Below are 23,745 nucleotides of genomic sequence, written 5' to 3' on the forward strand. Positions count from 1 at the left end.
CAGCCATCACCCGCTTCTCTAGAATAAAAGTAGGCAAGTAGAAACGGCGTGCTTCCAAGCGAAGCAGCCGTTTCTTCAAGGCTACAACATGAAAGAGGGGACCATATGGGAACGTCCGCGCGGTTTAAAAAACATATTTGGGGTTATTTGTTCGTCGTACCGGCAGCTGTCATCTTCATTCTGTTCTTATGGATGCCGATCGTGAAAGGATTTGTGTACAGCTTCTATCAGGTCGATTTCGTCAAAGGCAATACGTTTGTCGGCTTCGATAATTTCCGGACCGTGCTGCATGATCAAGATGTATGGACAGCGGTGAAGAACACGCTGTATTATATGATGCTCTGCCTATTGATCGGCTTCTGGGTACCGATCGTGTTCTCGATTGCGATTTCAGAGCTGAAGCGGTTCCAGGGTTTCGTGCGCGTTGCGGCGTATTTGCCGAACGTCATCCCGGTCGTGGTTTTGTACGGGCTATGGCGCTGGATGTACGATCCTGTAGGTCCGATCAACGCGACCATTACGCAAGCCGGCTTTGAGCCGATTTCCTTCATGACCGATACGAAATGGTCGATGATTTCACTCGTCTTTATGGAAACGTGGCAGCAATTCGGTGCTGCGATGCTGATTTATCTTGCAGCGGTGCTGAGTATTCCGCGTGATCTGTACGAGGCGGCAGAGATTGACGGCGCCGGCGTATGGAACCGAATTCGGCATATTACGCTGCCTTTTATTCGCAACCTGGTTGTACTCCTGCTTATTTTGCAGCTTATCGCCACCTCTCAAGGCTTCCAGTCGCAGTTCGCTATGCTTGACGGCGGACCGAACAATGCCACGCTGACCTATGCGCTGCTCATCGTCAAATACGCCTTTACGAGGCTTGATTACGGTGCGGCATCCGCGCTTGGTGTGCTCATGTTCCTCGTGCTCGGCGGACTTGCCGTCCTTCAGCACCGACTTTCCAGCAGAGAGGTGAACTAAGATGAAGAGCTATGACCGCGGTATACTATCCCGTTATGATTTGCAGAAAACATCCAATAAGCTGGTTTATGGCCTCATGCTGCTCGTCATCGCAGCGATGGTCTGCTCGATGCTTTATCCGATATTAGTTACGCTGCTGAACAGCTTTAAATCCAATGTGGAGGTCAACTCGTTCCCGCCGCATTTTATTCCTCAGACCTGGCAGGCGGATACGTACTCCAAAGGGTGGAACTATATTAAGCTGCCGCTCTTCTTCCGGAATACGATGATTATTTTTGGCGGCAATATGTTTGTTACGGTTCTTGTGCTCGGCTTGGCTTCCTTTAGCTTGTCGCGGCTCAATATCCCGTACAATCGGGCGATTAACTTCTTCTTCCTGGCGGCACTGTTCATCCCGCCAACGACGTACATCATCCCAAACTTCGTCAACCTGAAGGATTTGGGACTGCTTAATACGTTCCAAGCGTTCTGGCTGCCGGCCGGAGCGAACGCCTTCTTCCTGCTGCTGCTCAAGAACTTCTTCGATGGCATCAGCCATGAGCTGTTCGAAGCGGGCCGCATCGACGGGGCATCGGATTTCAGATTGTTCGTATCGATTGCGATTCCGCTGTCGGTGCCGATCTTCTCGACACTTGCGATCTTCGTCTTCTCCACGGCATGGAACGACTGGTTCTGGCCATCGCTCGTGATGCATACCGACCAGAAACGCCCGCTCGCTACGGCGATCTATAATTACGTCATTAACGTGCGCAGGCTGGATACGAACGTGAAATTTGCGATGCTGACCATGGTCATGCTGCCGCCGATTGCCGTGTTCCTGATTTTCCAACGGTTTATCATTCGCGGGCTGCATATGGGCGGCGTCAAAGGATAGAAAGGATTACATCGTAATCGTAGACCTGCACATGATCGACATAGGAATACACATTCTGCTTTCTCGGCGCCTCTATTATGATGAGCGTGTAAGGTAAATAAACGTGAGAAGGGGATATAATATGCGTAAGATGCGTAAGGTTTCATTCATTCTGGCGAGCATGTTTCTAATGACAGGCGTCCTGTCGGCATGCGGAAGCTCGAACGACAACAACACCAGCGAGAACAGCGGAAAGACGAACAATGCGGCCTCATCGAATACCAGCACGAATACGGCGGCTAACTCGGGCGATAACACAGCTGCGGAAGAAACACCTGCTGCTAAAGTAACGATCAGCATCTACTATCCAACACCGGATTTGGTGGAGAAGAGAGCGCTTGAAGACGACAAAATCAAACGTTTCACAGAGAAATATCCAAACGTTGAGATCGTGAAGAGCGAATGGCAGTACAACCCGAACGAAATCGGGATCAAAATGGGTGCGAACGAAGCGCCTACACTGTTCAATACTTACGCTACAGAAGGTAAATTCCTTGCCGAGCGCGGCTGGGCAGCAGATATCACAGAGCTGTTCAACAACTATGAGTTCAAAGATCAAATGAACCCGATTCTGCAAAATCAATTCATTATCGGCGACAAAGTGTACGGTATTGCGCAGCAAGGTTATGTAACCGGCACAGTCGTGAATAAGAAAATGCTGACGGACAAAGGCGTTGCTGTTCCATCCTTCGACTGGACTTGGGACGACATGCTGAATACGGCGAAAGCGGTTGCCGAGCCGAAGAAAGGGATTTCCGGTATCGCTCCAATGGGTAAAGGTAATGAAGCAGGCTGGAACTGGACCAACTTCCTGTTCGAAGCAGGCGGTGAAATTCAAACGGTTGACGGCGGCAAAGTAACGGCAGCCTTCAACTCCGAAGCAGGTCTTAAAGCGCTTGAGTTCTACCACAAGCTTGCATGGGAAGCCAGCGCAATTCCGAAGGACTTCGCACTTGGCTGGGGCGATGCGGTAGGTGCATTCGCACAAGGCAGAACAGCTATGGTTATTGCGGGTCCGGACGGTCCGGTTGACCAAGGCTTGAACCAAGGCGGCATGAAGCCGGAAGACATCCTCGTGTACCCGATGCCTGCAGCGGAAAAAGGCGGCAAGCACACAGGCGTACTCGGCGGCGACTTCCTTGTTATCAACCCGAATGCTTCCAAAGAAGAGCAAGAAATGGCGTTCAACTACGCAACCTTCGACTACTTCTCCGATAAAGGCTTGGAGTCCGTGGAAGAAAGCATCAAACAACGTAAAACCGACAACAAATTCTTCATTCCGCCGGTTATCCAGTACTACAACGATAACTCCGAATACGGTCAGAAGGTAAAAGCGGTTTACGACAAATACGACAACGTGTACCAATACAGCCCGGAAATCATGAGCTTGCTTGACGGTAAACCGGAAGCACAGTTCAACACGCAAGATTACTACGCGGCAATGACCAATGTCGTGCAAGAAATCTTCTCGAAGAAAGATGTCGACATGAAAGCAGAGCTGGATGCAGCAGCGAAAAACATGCAAGAAAAGTTCTACAACACAATCAAGGTTGAATAGGTCCCGTTCTATGGCGGCCTGGAAACCGGAATCTCGAACAAGAATCTTCCTCGCAGCAGCGCTACTTATGGTAGCGCTGCTGTCCCTTATCTCCCTCCGACAAGATCTGTTTACCTCGCAACCGGTAAGCTTCAAGGAAACCGGCAGCCTGCTCGTGCTTGCCAATGACAGCTATGAAATCGGTTTTCAGCGGGACGCCGGCGGAATCGCCTATATCAAGGACCGAAGCACAGGCAGCAAGGTGATGCAAGGCAACCGTAAAGGAGCGCTGTGGTGGGCATTTCTGAAAGATAATTCTTCCATTAACAGTCTAGGTGCTGCAAAATTTGACTACGAGTGGAAGAGTGGACATTCGGAGCTGCTGCTGCATTATGGCGGCAAGCTTGCAGTGGATGTGACCGCGAGCTTCGATAAGAGCAATCGCATCCAGCTTCAAGCCGAGGTAAAGAACGGCACGAATAACACGCTGCAGTCGTTTCGGTTTCCTTACGAGCTGAAATTCGAGGCGGATTCCGTGGTTGACGGACTGCTTCCGATGCTGCCGGGCGTGAAGCTGAAGCCTTCTTTCTTCACGGATAACAATGCCTATGAAGGGCAATATCCCGGTGTGATGTTCGCTTCCTATACAGCGCTGCGCACAGCAGGCGGCAATGTGGCACTGTATGATTTGAACTCGAATGCCAAGCCCGTCGTGACGACAGAACTTGGATTCAAGAATCAAGCGGACGATGCAGGCAAGAGCGCATTCGTGCATCAATATAACGTGTGGACGGAATCGGGAGCGAGCTGGCAAAGTCCAACGGTAGTGCTTGAAATCGGCGGAGATTATACCGACTCCATTGCGAGCTATCGGACGCTAAACGGGATTGGCCAGTATCAGTCGCTAGGTAGTAAACTCGGCAATGCGAAGGCGCACACCGCTGAACTTCCGCTCTTGAAGCTGGATATTTCGGCCTTGGGCAAAGAAAAGTGGAGCACGCTGACGAGCAGCTATGTGGATCAATTGCCTTACAACGGAATGCTTCATCTTGTTGGCTTCCAGAGTGGCGGCCATGATGAGAACTATCCGGATTTCTTGCCTGCCGATCCGAAGTGGGGCGACGAGGATGCGCTTGAAGCTTTCATTACAGATGCGAAGGCGAAAGGCAATCAGGTTGTGCCGTATACGAACTTTTCTTGGTGGGGCGTACATTCTCCTACACTAGCGGGACTGCCGGAAGGTGTGAAGCTGGAAGACATCGTGGTGGAGCAGCAAAATGGCACCTTGCTTAAGGAAGACTACGGCGAGCATAGCGGCTATGTGATGAATCTCAATCATCCCTTCGTGACGAAGCGGATTGCAGTAGAACATCAGAAGCTGATCGATGCCGGCGTGGATGGTATTTTCGAAGATCAATGGGGAATTCGCAACGCACCGTTCGCAGCAGGCGAGCAGCAGCCTGAGGATACGGATGCTTGGTCCGCTTATTTTGAAGGAGTTCAGCATTATTTTGCCTCCTCCAAGCATCGGATGTATACCGAAGACGGCATTGATGTACTCGCCGATAACAGCATCGGATTCATGGGAACGAACTACTTGTGGGATATGCTTGGGTACAGGAAGAATACCGCTTCTTATACCGACTATTATCCGCTTGCCAGCATGCTGCTGCGCGATAAGGTGCTGCTCTATCAGCATGATCTTGCTGCGGAGACGATGACGGACAATAAGGATATGCTTCGCTGGAATGCGGCGATGGGTTACAACTTAAGCGGCGATTTATATACCGGTACGACGAATCCATGGATCAGTCTGATCGGTGTATTCCAGAAGTACGTGCTTGCCGATTATGCCGATGCTCTTGTACAGCGTTATGATGCGGTGGATGCGACTACGACGAGGACGGATTTCGGGACTCATATTGTGACGGCGAACTGGGATACCCAGAAGCCTTATGCGATGGATGAACAGACGACGCTCACAGCAGGCGGATTCGATATTGCTTCGGTATCCGGAGAAGTACGGGCAGGAAGCTATGCGAGATATAACGGATACGAGCTTGATCCGGGTGAGCATTATTTGGCCGAGGTTCGCGGCGACAAGGAAATTCGTGTCTATCAGCCCATCGGTTCCGACACAACGCTGCGGATCAGGCCGATGAAAGGCTGGAAACATGCCCATGCCGCAGCTTATGAGGCAGACGGCAAGAAGATCGCCGATTTGCCCGTTTCTGAATCAGGCGAGTGGCTGATGGTAGACTATATTGCCAACATGGGCGGCAAAATGACGGCCTATGTATCGTTTACTCCTTCAGATGATGTAAGCCCGATAAAGGATTCGCCGTTCAAGAAGGTAAGGGTACTGGAGAATCTGGCTCAGGGGCATGAGCTTCAGACGAGTACGAACACGAACGCGGAACTGATCGCGAAGCTGGCCGGAGACGGCGATCCATTCACGTATTGGGAGAGTGTCTCGAATAAGTTCCCGCAATCGCTGTCCGTTGATCTCGGCGAGAAGAAACAAGTTAAGCGAATTGTATTGAAACTGCCGCCGCTTGACGCATGGTCAGCACGCGATCAGACGATTGCCGTGCAAGGCAGTGAAGACGGCGAGCACTTTACTGAAATCAAAGCGCTAAGCACGTACACCTTCGATCCGTCGAATGCGAATACGGTTGAAATTGCGATGGAAGCAGCGAACATTCGTTATGTTAGGCTCATCGTAGAGGGCAACACAGGCTGGCCGGCGGCCCAAATTTCCGAATTTGAAGTGTATGGACCGTGATTTCGTCAGATATCGTCACAAAAACGCATGCTTTTACAGATGCGTTTCTTCTTTTTCCTGTTATAATAAGAGATAAGACGGATGACGGGTGGCAAAGGAGAATTGCCGTGAATGAAGCGCAATTAGTGATGTTATCGAGGCAAGGCGATGAAACGGCCTTTAACAAATTGGTCGAGCTCTACAAGGATAAACTATCCCGTATGGCACATCGAATACTTCGCAGCAAGACGGATACCGAGGATGTCGTTCAGGAAACGTTTCTGAAGGTGTATTTGAACCTGAACCGCTTTGATGAGAATAAACGATTCTCGACGTGGATTTTCCATATTGGGAAGAACATTTGCTTGGATCTTCTTCGCCGCCGCAAAACCCCTCCCCTGCCTCTGGACCAGCCTGTCTTAGCCCAGTCCGATCAAGCGCTCTCGCTCCATGATGTCATTCCGCATGCCTCGCTCTCTCCGGAAGGCGAAGTGATCGAACGCGAGCTTTCGTCGAAGATGGCGGAGCTGATCGATAAGCTGCCTGATAAATATAGAAGTGTTGTCTATCAGCGTTATGTACTGGAGATGTCGATGGAGGATATCGGCCTGGCGAACAATATACCGGTTAATACAGTGAAGTCGCGCATCCACCGCGGGAAAGATTTTATGAAGAAACGCTGGGGCAAGACGTTACTCATCTATTCTCTGCTGTTGTTTAGCTTCTTCTAAACGATAAAGCGTGTTTGAATGGAACGACTCATTCACACGCTTTTTTTTGTGCCGTTTAGCCCGTTTCGGTGTGATCTTGAGCGATTTGTATAGGTAGTTTCCAGTTCTGGGATACTATGGGGTGGTTTGAGCCTGAATTACGTAATATTTACATATCGGATTGCCGTATTTATGGATAGCCAATTCTGGTACATAGCGGTATAATATCCATACAGATTGCGCGAAAATTGTCGATTTATGATGGGGTTTGAGCAATTTAGAGAGAGACTACACATAAGACTAGGAGAGAAACAGATGAAAAAAGGGATTCTGCTTGCTGTAGTACTTATTTTAATGTCTTCATTGTTCGTCGCATGCGGTAAGAAAGAGAACAACACGGCCGATAACTCGACTAACGCGAGCAACTCGGGCAATGCAAGTGAACAAGCTCCTACTAAGAAAGTCGCACTTGTTCTTCCAGAGAAAATCGGCGTTAACGCCTTCTTCGTACAAATGGACGAGGGCTTCAAGAAAGCAGGCAAAGAGTTTAATGTTGAAGTAAAAACGATCGAATCGACTGACCCTGCCGCATTCGAGCAGAACCTTCGTTCGACCGTTGCCGAGAACTACGATATGATCATTACCGCTACTTTCCAAGCGGAAGATGCACTGAAGAAAGTGGCTGCCGAGAATCCGGATAAGCCATTCGCAATCATCGATACCGTAGTAGACCTTCCGAATGTACGCAGCGTTGTATTCCGTGAGTATGAAGCATCGTACCTCTTGGGCGCAGCTGCAGGTCTTTCCACGAAAACAAATAAAGTCGGCATGGTCGTTGCAATCGACGCGCCGCTTCTGAAGAAATATACAGAAGGCTTTGCTCAAGGCTTGAAATACACGAACCCTAATGCAGAAATGCTTGTAAACTACGTAGGCGGATTTACAGATCCGGCGAAAGCGAAAGAGCTTGCCTTGCTTCAATTCTCCAAAGGCGCTGACTTCATCGCAGGCGCATCGGCTGTAGGCGACCTTGGCGTGTTCGAAGCCGCGAAAGAGAAAGGCTTCTACACTTCCGGCCAAGACATCGACAACACTGGCGTTGACCCAGAGCACGTTGTCCTTGCTCAGCTGAAAGGGACTGACACAGTTGCATATGAAACGGTTAAATCTTTTGCAGAAGGTAACTTTGCTTACGGCGCAGTTGATTACGGCTTGAAAGAAGATGGCGTTGGTCTTACTTACGTAACAAGAGACAGCCAATCTCCTCTGAATCCGTTTATCGGACAAGCAACCGTCGATAAAGTGAAAGCAATCAAAGATGATATCGTATCCGGCAAACTGGTTGTTAAGAACCCGCTGAACCCATAATGTTACCCTGCCGGCTGTATGAACATACAGCCGGTTTCTTCCTATTTAGACGGTATGAGAGGAGAAGAACGGCCGAATGTTGCTTAGCATGGAGAATATAACGAAGGCTTACGGTCCTGTTAAAGCCAATACCGAGATCCATTTTACGCTGAACAAAGGTGAAATTCATGCGTTAGTCGGCGAGAATGGCGCTGGCAAAACAACGCTTATGCGCATTCTGTACGGCATGGAGAAGCCGACCAGCGGCTCTATTAGGATTAACGGCGTCGAGCAATCTTTCACTACACCTTCGGATGCCATTCGCAGCGGAATCGGCATGGTGCATCAGCATTTCATGCTGTTTCCCTCCTTCACGGTAGCCGAGAATATCGTTATCGGCCGAGAGCCGAGCTCAGGTATCGGCTTTAACCGAAAGGGTGCGATTGCAGAGGTAGAAGAGCTGTCACGTTTGTATGGGATGCCTGTTGACCCGCGCAAGAAAACTTCGGCTTGTTCGCTTGGCGTGCAGCAGCGCGTTGAAATCTTGAAGGTGCTTCATCAAGGTGCGGACATTATTATTCTGGATGAACCGACAGGCGTACTGACGCCGCTTGAAGTGAAGGAACTTCTTATCTCGATTAAGCGTCTCGCTGCGCAAGGGAAAAGCTTCATTATCATCAGCCACAAGCTGCAAGAGATCATGGATGTTGCGGACCGGATTACGGTGCTTCGCGATGGACGAGTGACCGGCGTGGTGGATGCCAAGCATACCAGTGTTGATCAAATCTCAAGGCTGATGGTGGGCCGCGATTTGATGGAAATGACGCGTACAGCACCTGATCTAGGCGCGGCAGTACTTGAAGTGAAGTCGCTTACGGTGAATGGCGATAAAGGGAAGCCGCTAGTGAACGATGTCAACCTATCGGTCAGAGCCGGGGAAATCGTCGGCATTGCCGGGATTTCCGGCAATGGACAATCGGAGCTGATTGGCGCGATCGCGGGTCTTGTCGATATCGGCAGCGGCCAAGTGATGCTTGCAGGCAAGGAGATTACTGGAGCTCCGGTTCGGAAGATTCGGGAGCTTGGGCTTGCGCATATTCCAGAGGACCGCTATCAATGGGGAGCCGCTAAGGATGCTACCGTTGTAGAGAACGGCGTAATGGGACATGCCCGCAGAGAGCAGCGTTACGGCATTCTGCGTGGACGGAGCATTCGTTCCATGGTAGAAGGCTGGATTAAACAATTTGAGATCAAGACCGGTTCGCCGGATACGAAAGCGCAGTTTCTCTCCGGTGGTAATCTGCAGAAGCTGATCGTAGCCAGAGAGCTGGCACAAGGGACACCGTTTCTTATTGCGGCTGAGCCAACGCGCGGCGTCGATGTCGGGGCGATGGAGATCATCCATGGCGAGCTGATCAAGAAACGGAATGAGAAAGGCGCTATTCTGCTCGTTTCTTCGGAGCTGACGGAGATTTTGAAGCTGTCTGATCGTATCCTGGTCATGAATGAAGGCCGGATCGTGGGCGAGCTGCGTGCAGAAGAAGCGACTGAAGAATTGATTAGTTTATTGATGGCAGGAGGTAAGCAGGCTTGAAAAGTAAACTCACCCAATTTGCAGGCTCGCTCTTCCAGCCGGTTATTGCTGTCATACTTGGCTTGCTGATTGGTGCAATTGCCATCTCACTGGTTGGTGGATCCATTATGGAAACCTACACCGAGATGTGGAAGGGTGCATTCGGCAGCTTCTACTTTGTCACGAATACGCTGTCCCGAGCAACGCCGATTATTCTAGTCGGACTAGGCGCGACGCTTGCCTTCCGAGCGGGATTCTTTAATCTCGGCGCAGAAGGACAAATGATCCTTGGCGGGCTGAGCGCGGCATTGACCGCCCTTTACGTTCCGGGTCCCGGTTGGTACAAGCTCATACTGGCACTGGTTGCCGGTATTCTGGCAGGCGGAGTTTGGTCTGCTTTTGCCGGTTGGATGGATGCGAAATTCCGCATGAATTTGCTTATTACGACGCTGCTGCTCAACTACATTGCTTCCTTGTTTGCCGGTTATTTGGTTGCTTATCCGCTGAAGGATACGTCCGGTTCGGCGGCAATGTCGCAAACGAAGATGATCGATCAGAGCGTCTGGCTTCCTAAATTGTTTCATGGCATGAGTCTTCATGCCGGTTTTATTATTGCGATTGTAGGCGCAGTGCTGCTGTATCTGTACATGAAATACACGGTGAGCGGCTATGAAACACGCATGCTTGGCAACAATCCGCTGTTCGCCGCTTACGGCGGCGTGCAGCGCGGCAAGCTGATGCTGTATAGCATGATCGCAAGCGGCGGTTTTGCGGGTTTGGCCGGCGCAGTAGAAGTACTCGGCACGCAGTACCGCTATTTGGATGGCTCGCTGTCCACGCCGGGTTATGCTTGGTCGGGGATTATGGCGACATTGCTCGCAGGTTCGCATCCGCTTGGCACGGCATTCGCTTCCTTGTTGCTGGCTGCCTTGCAAACCGGCGGCATGGGCGTAGAGCGTAATACGGAGGTGCCGCTTGAGATTGCGAGCGTCATTCAGGCTACGCTGATCCTTTTCGTCTCGGCAAAATTAAGCTACGGCTTCTTAAAACGCAGGAAAGCGAGGGCTCAAGGTGGAACAATTACTTGATGCTTCACTGTTTAACTCTGCCCTACGAATGGTGACACCCATTCTGCTTGCCGCACTCGGCGGCGCGATTTGTTCGCGCGTCGGACTGTTTAATGTAGGCTTGGAAGGGCTTGTACTGTTCGGCGCTTTCTTCGCAATCGTCGGCAATTACCTCATGGGCAATGTGTGGCTGGCTGTCGCGTTTGCGGTCGTTTGCGTCATGCTGTTCTCGATGATCTTTGCTTATCTGAGCATCCAGCTTAAGGCGAACGTTATCATAGTCGGGATATCGCTTAACTTCTTGGCGCTCGGCTTAACCTCGTTTAGTCTGCGAGCGATCTTCAATGTTAAAGGCGCGTACTACGATAAGAACATGCAAGGGTTGCCGGGATGGGATATCCCTCTGATCAAGGATATTCCGTGGCTCGGCGAGGTTCTATCCGGGCATTCGCCGCTTGTGTATGCCGCATTCCTGCTCGTCTTCGTGTTTCAATATTTCTTGTTCCGAACCGTGTCCGGCTTCCGGCTGCTGGCTGTCGGCGAGAATCCGGTTGCCGCGCGCAGCATCGGTATCAAGTCCAAACGCATTCAATACGGTGCTGTACTGATCTGCGGCGTATTATGCGGATTGGCCGGCGCGCAGCTGTCGCTTGGACAAGTGACGATGTTCACGGAAAATATGACCGCAGGCCGGGGGTTTATCGCCCTCGTTGCGACGATGCTCGGCCAATCGAATCCGATTGGCGTTGGCGCATCCAGCCTATTGTTCGGATTCATGGATGCGATTAGTATTCGGCTGCAGGGATTGGCGCTGCCGACCCATTTTACAATGATGCTGCCTTATGTGGTGACGCTTGTGATGATGTTCTTCTTCAAGGATAAGAGCTATCTTGCGGAAGCGCGCAAAGCGAACGAAAGCTCCCGTTAATGAAATTGAAATTGAATTGAATTGCTCAAGCTCAAGGAGGTAATCGAGGTGAACAATAAAGCAGAACGCTTGAAGAAAGCGAAGCCGATCACGCAAGTAGTTGTGGATCCTTCGCTAGCGCATCGTCTGCCGCCGGGCCAAGCTTTAACAGAACGCTTCCCGATTCTGCATGAAGGGGAAGTGCCGAATTATTCGCTGCCGGACTGGAGGCTTCGCATCTTCGGCGAAGTGGAGAAGGAAATGGAATTCTCGCTGGAGCAGCTGCAAGCGATGAAACAATCCGAGGTGCTGTGCGATATTCACTGCGTGACGCGCTGGTCGAAGTTCGATACGACATGGGATGGCATTCTGTTCAAAGACCTGCTGCCTTTGCTCGGCGTGAAACCGGAAGCGCGCTATGTCATGATCCATGCGGATAATGACTATGAGACGAACCTGCCGATCGAAGATATGCTCAATGATAATGTGCTGCTCGCCTTCTTGTTTGACGGTGAGCCGCTGACGCCTAAGCACGGTTACCCGCTCCGCCTTGTTGTTCCTCATTTGTACTTCTGGAAGAGTGCGAAGTGGATCACGGGGATTGAGTTTATGAAAGAAGATCGTCCAGGCTTTTGGGAGCGTAACGGCTTCCATAACGTGGCTGATCCCTTCCGTGAGGAGCGGTTCTCCGGGGAAGATTTAGGTCTCCCGGAAGATTTGTGGAAAGATGTGGACTTCGACTAATGACACTTATGCCTATCCTGCAAATACACAGCGAGGATGCGGCGGATTACGCGATCGTATGCGGCGATCCGAAGCGCGCCGAGCTGATTTCGAAGAAGCTGGACAATGCCAGAGAGCTGGCGTTCAGCCGCGAATATCGGACGTTCACCGGTGAAATCGAAGGTGTACGTATCTTGGTTACCAGCCATGGCGTCGGCTCAGCCGGAGCAGCGGTCTGCTTCGAGGAGCTGATCCGCGCAGGCGTGAAGACGCTGATCCGCGTGGGCACGGCCGGTTCGTATTCGGCTGACCATCCTGCGGGCAGCCTCATCGTCAGTACCGCTGCGGTGCGTGCAGAGGGACTGACTCGCCAGCTCGTGCCGGACGGTTTCCCGGCCGTCGGCGACAGCGATGTCGTCGGCGCTCTGTACGCCGCGGCGCAGGAGAGCGAAGGCATTGTGAAGAAAGGCATCACCGTTTCACTGGATGCGTTCTTCACCGGGGTGGAAGAGATTCCGCACCGCAAGTATAAACAAGCGGGCGCACTCGCCGTGGAGATGGAGATCGCGGCGCTGTATGTCGTCGCGACCCTTCGCGGTGCGCGTGCCGGCGCGATCGTCGCACTGGACGGCTACGCCGACAGCGACCTTGCCGAAGTGTACGACCCGCACACGAACGTGGTATCGGACGCCGTCGAGCGTGAGATCGCTTCGGCGCTGCGCGCTGTTGTGATGCTGGCGGGAGAAGCACGATAGCAGAAGGAAAGCCGTCTCAAAAGTTGCTTTGCGACTTTTGGGACGGCTTTTTTGTTGCGCTCAGAGGGGGAGGACCGATCATCCAGCAGGCATTTTTATTCGTGCATGGAGGGGATGACCGGTACCCCAGTAGTTTTTTTGATGCATGTATGTGGAGTTGAGAACCGATCTCCCAGTAGATTTTTTGAGCAGGTGTGGAGTGAAGTTGAGCACCGATCCCCAGTAGGCTTTTTCTACGCGAGTTTGGAGGTTGAGTTTGACTCTAACGAACCACAGAGGTCTTATATTAGCCAAATGACTCGTTTTAAAAATCTAACGAACCCTACAGGTCTTATTTGAGCTCTAATCGCGCTTTTTTGCTTCAATTCCACCAAATAAGGCCTCCACAGTTCGTTAGAATTTAAAAGGGGCTATTTCCCCCTAAATAAGGCCCCCACGGTTCGTTAGAATTTTACAGTGGCCATTTTTGCGTAAATGTGGCCTTCAGCGTCCATTAGTGATTAGTGTGGAAACACGGCATCAGATTTCAGGTACTGCGTGCAAAGGCTGGTTAGTTGGTTGGCTAAGCTCGTCAAAGGTTGGTTAGCTAAGCTCGTCAAAGGTTGGTTAGCATGAGCTCGTCTGAGGTTGGTTAGCGTCAAAAGTTGGTTAGCGTGAGCTCGTTGAAGGTTAGTTTAGCATGAGTTTATCAAAGGTTGGTTTGCATGAATTTTGCATTGAGTTCGTCTGAGGTTGGTCAGCATGAAATCGCCTAAGATGAGTTAGCATCAGTTCATCAAAGGTGTGTGCCAGCAAGGTCAGGCAGGGCAGAAATGAATGTTTGTCCGCTTCTGCCCCTCTCTGGTATATTGAGTGAGGTGGTGCATCAAGATGTGAAGCAGAAGGAGCGTTCAGCGCATATATGAATCCCATTAGGCGGTTCTCACAACTATTCTCCGCATTTAGCGATATGCCGATGGAGCGCAAGCTGCTGCTTGTTTTCCTGGTGCTGATTACTTTGCCGCTTACGTTTATTGGGGCGGTTTCCTTCCGCAATTATTCCGATTCGATTGAGCAGAACACCATCGCCTATTCCACTACGATGCTGGGCAATATGATGGACCGCGTGGATGATTATATCGACGATATGAGCCGGATATCTTCCATTCCCGCGTATCAGGATGATATTAAGCAAAACCTGATCAAGTCGGGCAAATACCACGAACAGCGCGCGCAATATTCTTCGGATGAGAACAGCGGCACGCCGCCGATGGATTTTGATTTGCTGCTGGCGATTCAGCGCGGCATTGAAGGGAATATTTCGTTTATCAATACGATCAAGCGCGGCGCTACGTCGGTCTATATTTTCGATCAATATGGAAACGGTTACTATTCGACGAAGTCCGGCGGCATCCGCATGAACATTAAGGAAAGCTACCAGTACTGGATGGAGCGCGCAGCGGATTCCAAAGGGGAAGCGCTGCTGATCAGCACGCAGAAATATACGAGTAATTTGAAAAGCACCCGCTATGCGTTTACCGTGGTCCGCAAGATCATCGACAAATCCTTGCATGATATCGGCTTAATCGCGGTGGATGCCAACATCAACGTAATCGAGGACCAAATCGTCAAATTCGATGGGGTTACGCACGGCAAATCGTTCATATTCGATGCGCTCGGCAATGTGATTTACGATAGCGATAAGAAGCTGCTGGCCACGAACATTAGCGACATGCCGATGGTGAAGATGGCGCAAGGAGATAAGGGTAGTTTCTATTTGGAAGAAAATGGTGAGCGGCACCTCTATATCTTCACCACTTCCCCGCATACGGATTGGAAAGTGATTACGTCCATCCCGGCGAAGGAGCTGACGCGCAACACGGCGGTCATTCGCAATGTGACGTGGATTCTCACCTTCTTAACGATTGGCATCGCGCTGCTTATCTCGATCTTCTTCTCATTCGCGCTGACGAAGCCGCTGCGGAAGATGATGAAGCTGATGAGGAAGGTGCAGGAGGGCGACTTCAGCGTGCAATTCCAAGTCAAACACCGCGATGAAATCGGACAGCTTGGCCATCAATTCAACCGGATGATTCTGCGTATTGACGATCTCATTCGAGACATCTACTTGATGGAAACGAAGAAGAAGGAAGCGGAGCTGCATGCGCTGCAAAGCCAAATCAATCCGCATTTCATGTATAACACGCTAGAGTCGATTCGGATGGCTGCAGAGCTTAATGATGATACGGATGCAGCGGATATGCTGGCGATTCTCGGGAAGCTGCTGCGTTACAGCATAAGTGATCTCAATGAAGAAGTCATTCTTGGCAGTGAGATTAACCATATCCGGTACTATGTGGACATTTTGAATTACCGTTACCCAGGCCGTTTCGAGCTGCGGGTGAATGCGCCTGACGAGCTGCTGAACTACTCGCTGATTAAGCTGGTGCTTCAGCCGATTGTTGAGAATGCGATCTATCACGGCATGGACGATAACAAACCGAAGATGGTCATTGAGGCGTCAGCATGGAAGACGGAGCAAGCTGTCTTCGTTCAGCTTACCGACGACGGAATCGGGATGGACGAGCAGACGCTGGAGCGTTTGAACGGTACTTTAAACGGAGTGCTGACGCATGAGGGCGGATATTCGGATTCGCATCGAACCGGAATTGGACTGCGGAATGTGAATGAACGGATCAAATTGCATTATGGCGCAAACTACGGCATTCAGGTCACGAGTCAGCCCGGCATGGGGACACAAGTGATGCTGCAGCTGCCGATCGTGGGAGGAGAAATGGAATGAAGATGCCGGTTCTAACAGCCAAGCGTATTCTATACACTTTGGCAGCTGCTGCGCTCTGCAGCTCTATGCTGACAAGCTGCGCATCCCATCAAACCGCAGACAATACCCCGCCGCCTTCGCCGAGCCAGAATGAGGAGAGCAGTGTGGACCAGAAGCAAATTACAGTACTGACGAATCGGATTGACCTAGTGGAGAATGGCGTCTTCCAGAAGTACGCGGACAAATTCGAAGCGAAGCATCCCGGTGCACATGTCGAGTTCGAAGGTCTGACCAATTATGCGAGCGACATTATCGTCAGACTGTCGACGCGGAGCTTGGGCGATGTGCTGCTGCTGCCGAACAACCTGCCAAATGAGGATTTGATTAATTACTTTGAGCCGCTGAATGACAGTCTCTTCGAGCATACGCGGTTTGCCGATTTCAAATCCTATCGCGGTGAACGGTACGGAATTGCGACCGGTGCATCAACGGACGGTATTGTGTACAATAAAACGGCTTTTCTGAGAGCCGGCATTACGAAGGTGCCTGCGACACTAGAGGAGTTCTATGCGGCATGCGCCAAGCTGAAGCGTGTGGGTATCGTACCGATCTATTTGAACTATGGCGCGCAGTGGCCAATGTCGTCCTGGGGTGAGAATTTAGTCAGCTACATGACAGGGAATGCGAATTACTTGAACCAGATGACGGCGTCCGATCAGCCGTTCACCAAGGATAATCCATGGGGGCAGACGATTACGATTGTCAAAACACTAATCAATAAAGGCTACGTCGAGAAGGACCTGTTTACGAACAGCTGGGAGATGTCCAAAGGCGAGGTGGCCAAAGGAAATGCGGGCATGTATTTCCTGGGCAATTGGGTCATCAATCAAGTGATCGCAGCAGGCGGGAGTTCCGAAGATCTTGGTTTCTTCCCATTCCCGTATGATAATACGACGAAGCGGTATGCGCCGCTCAGCCCGGATTGGTTTCTGGGGGTCAGCAAATTCAGCGAAAATAAAGAGCTTGCCGAAGCGTGGGTGAACTTCTTCGTGAAGGAGTCTGGGTATGTCGACGACTCCGGGTTCCTGCCGGTGGATACGACAAAGACGTCCCAGCTGCCGCAAGTCCAGCAGTTTCTAACCTTTGATCCAACCTTCGTCGAGAGGCAGCCGCCGAGCGATGATTTCTTGAATATTTCGGCAAAGGCGCAGATGGCGTTCTGGTCCGGTGATTACATTCAGGAGTGGATCGCAGCGCCGGATTTGAAGACATCCTTCCAGAGCTACAATGTGAGATGGGCGGAAGCGCGGAAGCTTGTTCTAGGTCTAGAGACGTCAAGTAAGGGGCAGTCGACGGAGCAATCCGTGAACAATGAAGCTGCTACAGAGGATGACAAGAAGAAGTAGCAGTAGTATCAGTAGCAGTAGCAGTAGCAGTAGCAGATGTCTTACCCATAAATAAATTGTAATATTTTCCCTCGTTAACTATAATAGGTGTAACTTAAAGGATTGGTGGGATTAGAGCGTTGTTGATGGCATAGGTTCCAAGGCAGCAGTTATCGCTTCATAGCGAACTGAATAACCATGAACGAGAGCGGCGGCAACCTCCTGCAGAGTGAGGTTAGCTTAGCTATGCGGTCGTTCGCGGTTGTCTGAATCGAACCTATTGATCATCATCGCTCCTTGTAGATCGTTCTAGCGAGAGACGTTATTGCGTCTGGTTAGGGCTGTCTTTATTCGAGAAGCCGTGAATGAGCAATATTCATTCACGGCTTTTTGTCGTTCCTGTTCTGCACTTGACGTTGCCTAGACTAGATTTCATAACTCGGGGGGATTTGCATGAACGATTGGTCCGACGAAATACGAAGATTCAATTTAGACGAAAACTACTGTCTAGAGCAGGCGGATTCGAAGGATTGGGGAATCTATTATTCCGTTTATTATAATATGGAATATAATGGATTTTTTAAAGATCAAGGCTTGACGATGAACAACGGTCGAAGAAAGTTCTGGATTAAGAAAGGGGATACGAAGGTTGGCGGTGTCGTGATTGCGCCTAACGTTATTTTTGGCCTATTCTTCATGCCGCCGTTCACTAATGAGACGAAGGTGCTCCAATTACTCAAGCAAGCACTGCTATCCTGGTCAGATCGATCGAAACCGATAACGGCATACGAAATTTTGCCGAATCAAATCGACCTCTTTGCAAAAGCAGGCTTCTGGCCAGGTGAATTCAGATGCCGCTGGATGCAGCGTCCGACCGAGATCTTGACGACGGAATGGGACGACGAAACGCTGGAGGTATCGTCGCCTGAATTAAACAGGGACGCGGAAGCGATAAATGAGCTCTCCTATAGAACCTACAGGGAAACAATAGACGGGGTGAGAAGAAAGCAGACATTGCGCCAAGATTATGATTCATGGATGGCGTATTATCCCGGGCAAACGAATGAACGATTGCTGCAGGCTTCAAGCCTTGTCTATGATCGCGCAGCTTCACAATTAATCGGTATCTGTCTGATTTCATCTCAGGATGAGTTGCCGGCGGTTTATAACATCGCAGTTGCTCCATCGCATCAAGGCAAAGGGATTGCAACGAAAATGCTTCGGCGGGCACTAAGTGTATTAAAGCAGCATCATTATCCGATTCTTCGCCTGTATGTGATGCAAGGTAACGATGCGGAGTCCGTGTATCATAAGGTTGGTTTCATAGCAGGGCCTCTAGAGGTTCAAACTTGTCACATCCCTGCTCTTCCTGAACAGGTACAATCCAAACCATAACGAAGGAGGCTATACCATGCTCAATGTATTCGACGTTGCACAATCGCTGGTCAAACATATAAGCGAGCGTTACGCAGAGGATGTTGCTCTTATTGCCTATTACGGATCGTATGCGCAAGGGACGGCAACGAGCCGATCGGACTTGGATTTCTTCTTCATCCCTACTACCGGCAAAGGCTACGGTGCCAGCATTCAGTTTGTGCTGCATGATATCAGCTTTGATTTCTGGCCAATTAGCTGGGAACGCGCGGAGCGAATGGCGAAATTCGAAGAGCAGAACACAACGATCATCGCCGATTGCGAAATCTTATATGTTCGTTCCGAGGAGGACCGAGCGCGTTTTCTACGACTGCGCGAGACCATCGCCGAGCTACCTCAGCAGGCACAGGCGTTCATCGAGAAGGCAGAGTTTCAACTGCGAGAAGTCTATGTGCATCTCTACAGAATGAGCCGGCTTCATGAGGAAGATATTTCGGCCTGCCGCACGGAGGCACAAGGTGTACTGAATAAGCTGGTCTATACGTTGGCTCTATGCAATCGAACGTATATGACTAGGGGCTGGGGGAAGAATCGCGAGCAGCTGCTGCAATTCCCGCTGCGACCGGCTCGATTGGAGGAACAGATCGAAACGATATTGAGGGCAAACTCATGCAGCGAAATTCGGGAAACCTGCGAGCAGCTTACAGCGGCTATTGTTGCCATATGGAAGGAGCAGAGAGATATCCTTGGAAGCGCCCCTTCCTATCCGGATCGGGCGAAGGGATTCTATGAAGAGGTCAAAGGGATCTTCGATAAAATCCAAACGGCATGCGAGAACAACGATTATACGACAGCCTCCTATTGGTCAATTGGCGTGCAGGATGAAGTCGCTCGGTTTCTCTACTACTTCGAGAAGGGAATCTGGCCCGATTCATTGGCGATTGGTTTAGCCTATCAATCCTACTATAACGAAGCGGGCTTCCCCGATTTACTGACGGTTCTAGACCCTCTTAACCTAGTCCCGCTTCATGATGCTGTCATCCGTTTGGATCAGCTTCTCGAGCAATATCTCCTGTCCCAAGGGGTAGCGATTAATCGGTTCAACAATCTCGGCCAGTTTGAACAGTTTCTGAATGAGCGCGTATAGGGAACTCGCCGAGCTAAACGATAAGCATGCCACAATTGGCATGCTTTATTGCTTTACAGGAATGCATCGGGAGCATAGAATATAGCTTAAAGTTGTACCGGGGCATATTCTACACTAGAGGGCAGGGGTCCATTTGTACGGAGTCATGATCGTCGAGGATGAGATGTTAGTCAGAATGGGACTGAAAAACGCGATCGACTGGAGCAGCTTCGGCATGTGTGTCGTTGCAGATGTGGCTGACGGGGAGTCTGCACTCGAGATCTATGAGAAAGAGAAACCCGACTTGATCATTACGGATTTGAAAATGCCCGGCATGAGCGGCATGGATCTGATCGCCCGGATCAGGGAGAAGGACAAAACCACGAAAATCGTCATCCTAACCTGCATGGAGGAGTTTGACCTTGTTAGGCAAGCGCTCCAGCTGGGTGTGTCCGATTATATTCTTAAGCTCACCATGACGATCGAACAAATCAATGTGATTCTGAGCAAAATGCAGCAAGAGCTGTCGTCGGACGGGAGCCGGCAGCCGTCGCTCCCCAAAATCAGCGATGCGAACCGACACGTAATCAAAGAAAAAATTATGAAAGACTATATTCTCTATAACGGCTATTCGGAACGTGAATTCGAAACGTTGGTTGCACAATATGACTTCCATCTGGAGTCGGAACGCATGATCATGTGCGTGCTCGAGATGGACCATTTTGCGAAAATCAAAAAGCTGTTCAAAGATACAAACGGCCAGTTGGTTAAGCATACGATGCTGAACGTACTGGACGAGATGTTCCTCCATTTCCGCAATGGCGAGGCCTTCTGCGATGACGGTGCCAAATACATCCTCATCTTCAGCTATAGCAAGACGACCGAAGAGCTCGTCATACGCGAAGAAGTCCTGCAAATGCTGAAGGAAATTGAAACCCCTTTCAAAACCTATTTCAATGCTACCGTCTCCTTTGGTGTTAGCGAAATTCGATCCGGATACGCCTCCCTTCGGAGCATGTATGACCAAGCCCTGTCGGCGCTAGAAGACAAGTTCCTCGGCGGTACCGGGATCTACGGTCGTTATGTTGATTTTGACAGGCGCACGGTAACGCATCAGAAAACAGAAGAAATACTGAATATGTCCGAACAGGTTGCGGGCATGACACCGGCTTTCCTTCAAGAATATGGCGAGCGTTTCCGCTCTATTATGAATGAGCTGTCTCATTCTAAGGCGGAGGTGCTGGAGAAGTTCTGCCACCTTGTCCAGTGGACGGTGAACAGCTTGAAATTCCAAGAGGAAGGCAGCGAGCAGGTTATTCTGGCTGTCATTCAATCGATTCGGCAAAGTGAGACGCTGGATGAAATCCATCGAAGCTTATATGATTTCTTGTCGCGCATTGCAGCGGCTAAGAGAAAGAAAAGAGTCGTCAGCAAGGAAGTTAGGCTGGCCCTGGACTATATGGAGGCCAATTACAGCAGCGATCTGTCCCTTCAGCAAGCCTCTGCTTACGTGAATTTAAGCCCGAGTTATCTGAGCAGCTTGTTCAAGAAAGAGATGAATATTAATTTCGTCGATTACTTAAACGAGATTCGAATCGAGAAAGCCAAGGAGCTGCTGCTGGACTCCTACTTAAAGTCCTACGAGATTGCCGAAAGCGTCGGGTTCAAAGAAAACACGTATTTCTGCAAGATTTTCAAGAAGGTAACCGGCATGACGACAGGCGAATATCGAAAACAATGGCTTGTGGAGCAGGCGGAGGAACCGGAGAGTGAAACTATCGATCAGTAAGACCAGGAGGGGCTTCTTTCGCAGTATCGGGTTTGAGCTTCTAGTCTACTTCGTTGCGATCTGGATGATTGTCATGCTGCTCGGTTCTTATCTCGTCTACAATTCTTCGATTCACATTCTGCAGAAGCGCAGCGAGAAGTACATCTTCGAGCAGTTCAAGCAATCCGAATACAATATACAGACGCTGCAAAACGAGGTCGAGAAGATCTATCGTATTTTCTTGGTGGATTCGGAGGTTCAGGAGTTTCTGAAAGCGGACAATATCGAGTCCACCTACGAGTCGATCGAAATGCAGCAAAATGTGTTCAAGAAAATCAGCGATTTTACAAACAGCTATAATAACAGTCTTAATTCCATCTACGTCTTTACGAAAAACAGCATCATCGGCAGCAGCAAAACGAGAAGTGTCGTCAACAGCCATGGCAACGAGCACAAGCTCATCACATCCGGTCTGTACGATCAAGCGCTGCAAAAGTACCCGAATCCGGTGTGGTACGGCGGTATTAAGGAGAATTGGTACTACGATATTGTCGAAGATACGAAGGACCCCGGCTATGTTGTCAGCTTCGTGATGGGAGCGAGGGCGCTGCTGGAATCCAAGCTGTCCTCCGTCGTTGTGTTCAATATCGACGAAAGGGAGCTGCGCTCGACTTACTCCAAGTTCATCAGCTCGCCCGACGATTATATGTATATCATGGATGCCGGCGGAATGATCATCTCCAGCACGCGGAATAAGGATCTCGGCCAGAAAGCGTTATTCAAGCCGGAGCCCGGCGTCGATTTCAAGAGCATTAACATTACGGAAGGGCAGACCAAGAAGATGGTGGTCTACTATCGCATCCAAGAGACAGGCTGGTATGTGATTAGGGAGTTCCCACTGGAGCTGCTGCAAAGCGACGTGATCGAACTGCAGCAAGTCGTAATCTTCGTGTTTGTCATTAGCTTGATTCTGATCGTTGTCGTCTTTGTATTCTCCATGCGAAGAATTACGAACCCGCTCAGCAGTCTGGCGCGGAAGATGAAGGATATGGGCAAAGGGAATCTGGGGATCACGCTGCCGAACATTCCGAAGAATGAGCTTGGACTTGTTATTATGCGATTCAACGAGATGTCGCTTAACATCCAGGAGCTCGTGACGAAGAATACCGAGGTGGAACGCGAGAAGAAGGAACTGGAGATTGAAGCGCTGCAAAATCAGATCAATCCTCATTTTCTGTACAACACGCTGAATATGATCAAGTGGATGGCGATGATTAACAAAGCGGACAATATCGTCGACAGCGTCGTTGCTTTAGGGAACATTCTGCATCCGCTCTACAGCAGCAATGAGCCGATGTGCACCGTCAGAGAAGAAATGAGCTACCTTGAGAATTACATGAAAATCATGAACTGGCGGTTTAATAACAAAATCAGCTATCGGTTCGATATTCCGGAGCATCTGATGGATTATCGAATCATCAAGTTTATTTTGCAGCCGATCATCGAGAACTCGGTTGTGCATGGATTAAGCAAGCAGGTCAGCCGAATCGATATCGTCATTCAGATGGAAGAGGTCAGAGATGAGCTGATCGTCCATGTTTCGGACAATGGAATAGGGATTGCGCCGGACAAGCTGGCCGGGATCAAGAACGGTCTGCATCAGCCGATTTTCAATCGAGAGAAAGAGAAGGTTGCGGGGATCGGGCTGCGTAACGTGAACCGAAGGATCATGCTCAACTTTGGCGAGAAGTACGGAATTACGCTAGACAGCAGCGAGGGAGTAGGGACAGAGGTCATCATCAGACTTCCAAAGTGGATGGAAGGATAGTCGAATCCTATAAACAGCGGCCCGGATACTTCCCGAACCGCTGTTTTTTTAATGCATAGGGGGGAATGCTCTAACGAATCGTACAGAGCTTATTTGCATTAAAATAGCCCCGAAAAAATTCTAACGAATCGTAGGAGCCCTATTTAATGGCTTTTCGGTATTTGGGAGCCGATTATTCCGAAATAAGTCCTCTACGATTCGTTAGAAGCTCGGAAACTCTGAAATCCGG

Annotated in this window: 17 protein-coding genes; all 17 read left to right on the forward strand. The window is 50.2% G+C overall.

Features of this window, described 5'->3' with window-relative positions:
* Nucleotides 1-105 precede the first annotated feature (105 nt).
* The 17 genes from AC50Y3_RS06850 (at nt 106) to AC50Y3_RS06930 (ending at nt 23,516) form a co-directional block, all read left to right on the forward strand.
* The gene (locus tag AC50Y3_RS06850; RefSeq protein WP_494818028.1) at nt 106-978 is read left to right on the forward strand and encodes a carbohydrate ABC transporter permease; all 873 of its coding nucleotides are present in this window, start codon (nt 106-108) and stop codon (nt 976-978) included.
* A 1-nt stretch (nt 979) separates the two neighbouring features.
* On the forward strand, nt 980-1,852 hold the full coding sequence (locus AC50Y3_RS06855; RefSeq protein ID WP_494818029.1) for a carbohydrate ABC transporter permease: 873 nt from the start codon (nt 980-982) through the stop codon (nt 1,850-1,852).
* A gap of 130 nt (nt 1,853-1,982) precedes the next feature.
* Nucleotides 1,983-3,449: an ABC transporter substrate-binding protein gene (locus tag AC50Y3_RS06860; RefSeq protein WP_494818600.1), complete on the forward strand. Its 1,467-nt coding sequence runs from the start codon at nt 1,983-1,985 to the stop codon at nt 3,447-3,449.
* A gap of 10 nt (nt 3,450-3,459) precedes the next feature.
* On the forward strand, nt 3,460-6,213 hold the full coding sequence (locus AC50Y3_RS06865; protein WP_494818030.1) for a discoidin domain-containing protein: 2,754 nt from the start codon (nt 3,460-3,462) through the stop codon (nt 6,211-6,213).
* Nucleotides 6,214-6,320: 107 nt separating this feature from the next.
* Nucleotides 6,321-6,923 carry a sigma-70 family RNA polymerase sigma factor gene (locus tag AC50Y3_RS06870; protein WP_494818031.1) on the forward strand — a complete coding sequence of 201 codons (603 nt, stop codon included), beginning with the start codon at nt 6,321-6,323 and terminating at the stop codon, nt 6,921-6,923.
* Between the two features lie 294 nt (nt 6,924-7,217).
* Nucleotides 7,218-8,270 carry a BMP family lipoprotein gene (locus AC50Y3_RS06875; protein WP_494818032.1) on the forward strand — a complete coding sequence of 351 codons (1,053 nt, stop codon included), beginning with the start codon at nt 7,218-7,220 and terminating at the stop codon, nt 8,268-8,270.
* 76 nt (nt 8,271-8,346) lie between these two features.
* Nucleotides 8,347-9,843, forward strand: a complete 1,497-nt coding sequence (locus tag AC50Y3_RS06880; protein WP_494818033.1) for an ABC transporter ATP-binding protein — start codon at nt 8,347-8,349, stop codon at nt 9,841-9,843.
* Entirely contained in the window at nt 9,840-10,910 is a 1,071-nt protein-coding gene (locus AC50Y3_RS06885) for an ABC transporter permease (RefSeq protein WP_494818034.1), read from the forward strand. Before AC50Y3_RS06880 ends, AC50Y3_RS06885 begins: the two co-directional genes overlap by 4 nt.
* Nucleotides 10,894-11,817 (forward strand): ABC transporter permease, encoded by a 924-nt coding sequence (locus tag AC50Y3_RS06890; protein WP_494818035.1) that lies wholly within the window; start codon nt 10,894-10,896, stop codon nt 11,815-11,817. Before AC50Y3_RS06885 ends, AC50Y3_RS06890 begins: the two co-directional genes overlap by 17 nt.
* Nucleotides 11,818-11,865: 48 nt before the next feature.
* Nucleotides 11,866-12,540 carry a sulfite oxidase-like oxidoreductase gene (locus AC50Y3_RS06895; protein WP_494818036.1) on the forward strand — a complete coding sequence of 225 codons (675 nt, stop codon included), beginning with the start codon at nt 11,866-11,868 and terminating at the stop codon, nt 12,538-12,540.
* Nucleotides 12,540-13,274, forward strand: a complete 735-nt coding sequence (locus AC50Y3_RS06900; RefSeq protein WP_494818037.1) for a nucleoside phosphorylase — start codon at nt 12,540-12,542, stop codon at nt 13,272-13,274. Before AC50Y3_RS06895 ends, AC50Y3_RS06900 begins: the two co-directional genes overlap by 1 nt.
* A gap of 901 nt (nt 13,275-14,175) precedes the next feature.
* Nucleotides 14,176-16,056 carry a cache domain-containing sensor histidine kinase gene (locus tag AC50Y3_RS06905; RefSeq protein ID WP_494818038.1) on the forward strand — a complete coding sequence of 627 codons (1,881 nt, stop codon included), beginning with the start codon at nt 14,176-14,178 and terminating at the stop codon, nt 16,054-16,056.
* A 65-nt stretch (nt 16,057-16,121) separates the two neighbouring features.
* On the forward strand, nt 16,122-17,441 hold the full coding sequence (locus AC50Y3_RS06910) for an ABC transporter substrate-binding protein (RefSeq protein ID WP_494818601.1): 1,320 nt from the start codon (nt 16,122-16,124) through the stop codon (nt 17,439-17,441).
* A 432-nt stretch (nt 17,442-17,873) separates the two neighbouring features.
* Entirely contained in the window at nt 17,874-18,815 is a 942-nt protein-coding gene (locus AC50Y3_RS06915) for a GNAT family N-acetyltransferase (protein ID WP_494818039.1), read from the forward strand.
* A gap of 16 nt (nt 18,816-18,831) precedes the next feature.
* Entirely contained in the window at nt 18,832-19,941 is a 1,110-nt protein-coding gene (locus tag AC50Y3_RS06920; RefSeq protein WP_494818040.1) for a kanamycin nucleotidyltransferase C-terminal domain-containing protein, read from the forward strand.
* A gap of 133 nt (nt 19,942-20,074) precedes the next feature.
* Nucleotides 20,075-21,709, forward strand: coding sequence for a response regulator (locus tag AC50Y3_RS06925; RefSeq protein WP_494818041.1), 1,635 nt, complete (start codon nt 20,075-20,077; stop codon nt 21,707-21,709).
* Complete coding sequence (locus tag AC50Y3_RS06930; protein ID WP_494818042.1) at nt 21,690-23,516, forward strand: cache domain-containing sensor histidine kinase; 1,827 nt, start codon at nt 21,690-21,692, stop codon at nt 23,514-23,516. The genes AC50Y3_RS06925 and AC50Y3_RS06930 overlap by 20 nt, the downstream gene beginning before the upstream one ends.
* Nucleotides 23,517-23,745 lie beyond the last annotated feature (229 nt).

It is taken from the genome of Paenibacillus sp. J22R98 (assembly GCF_059383835.1).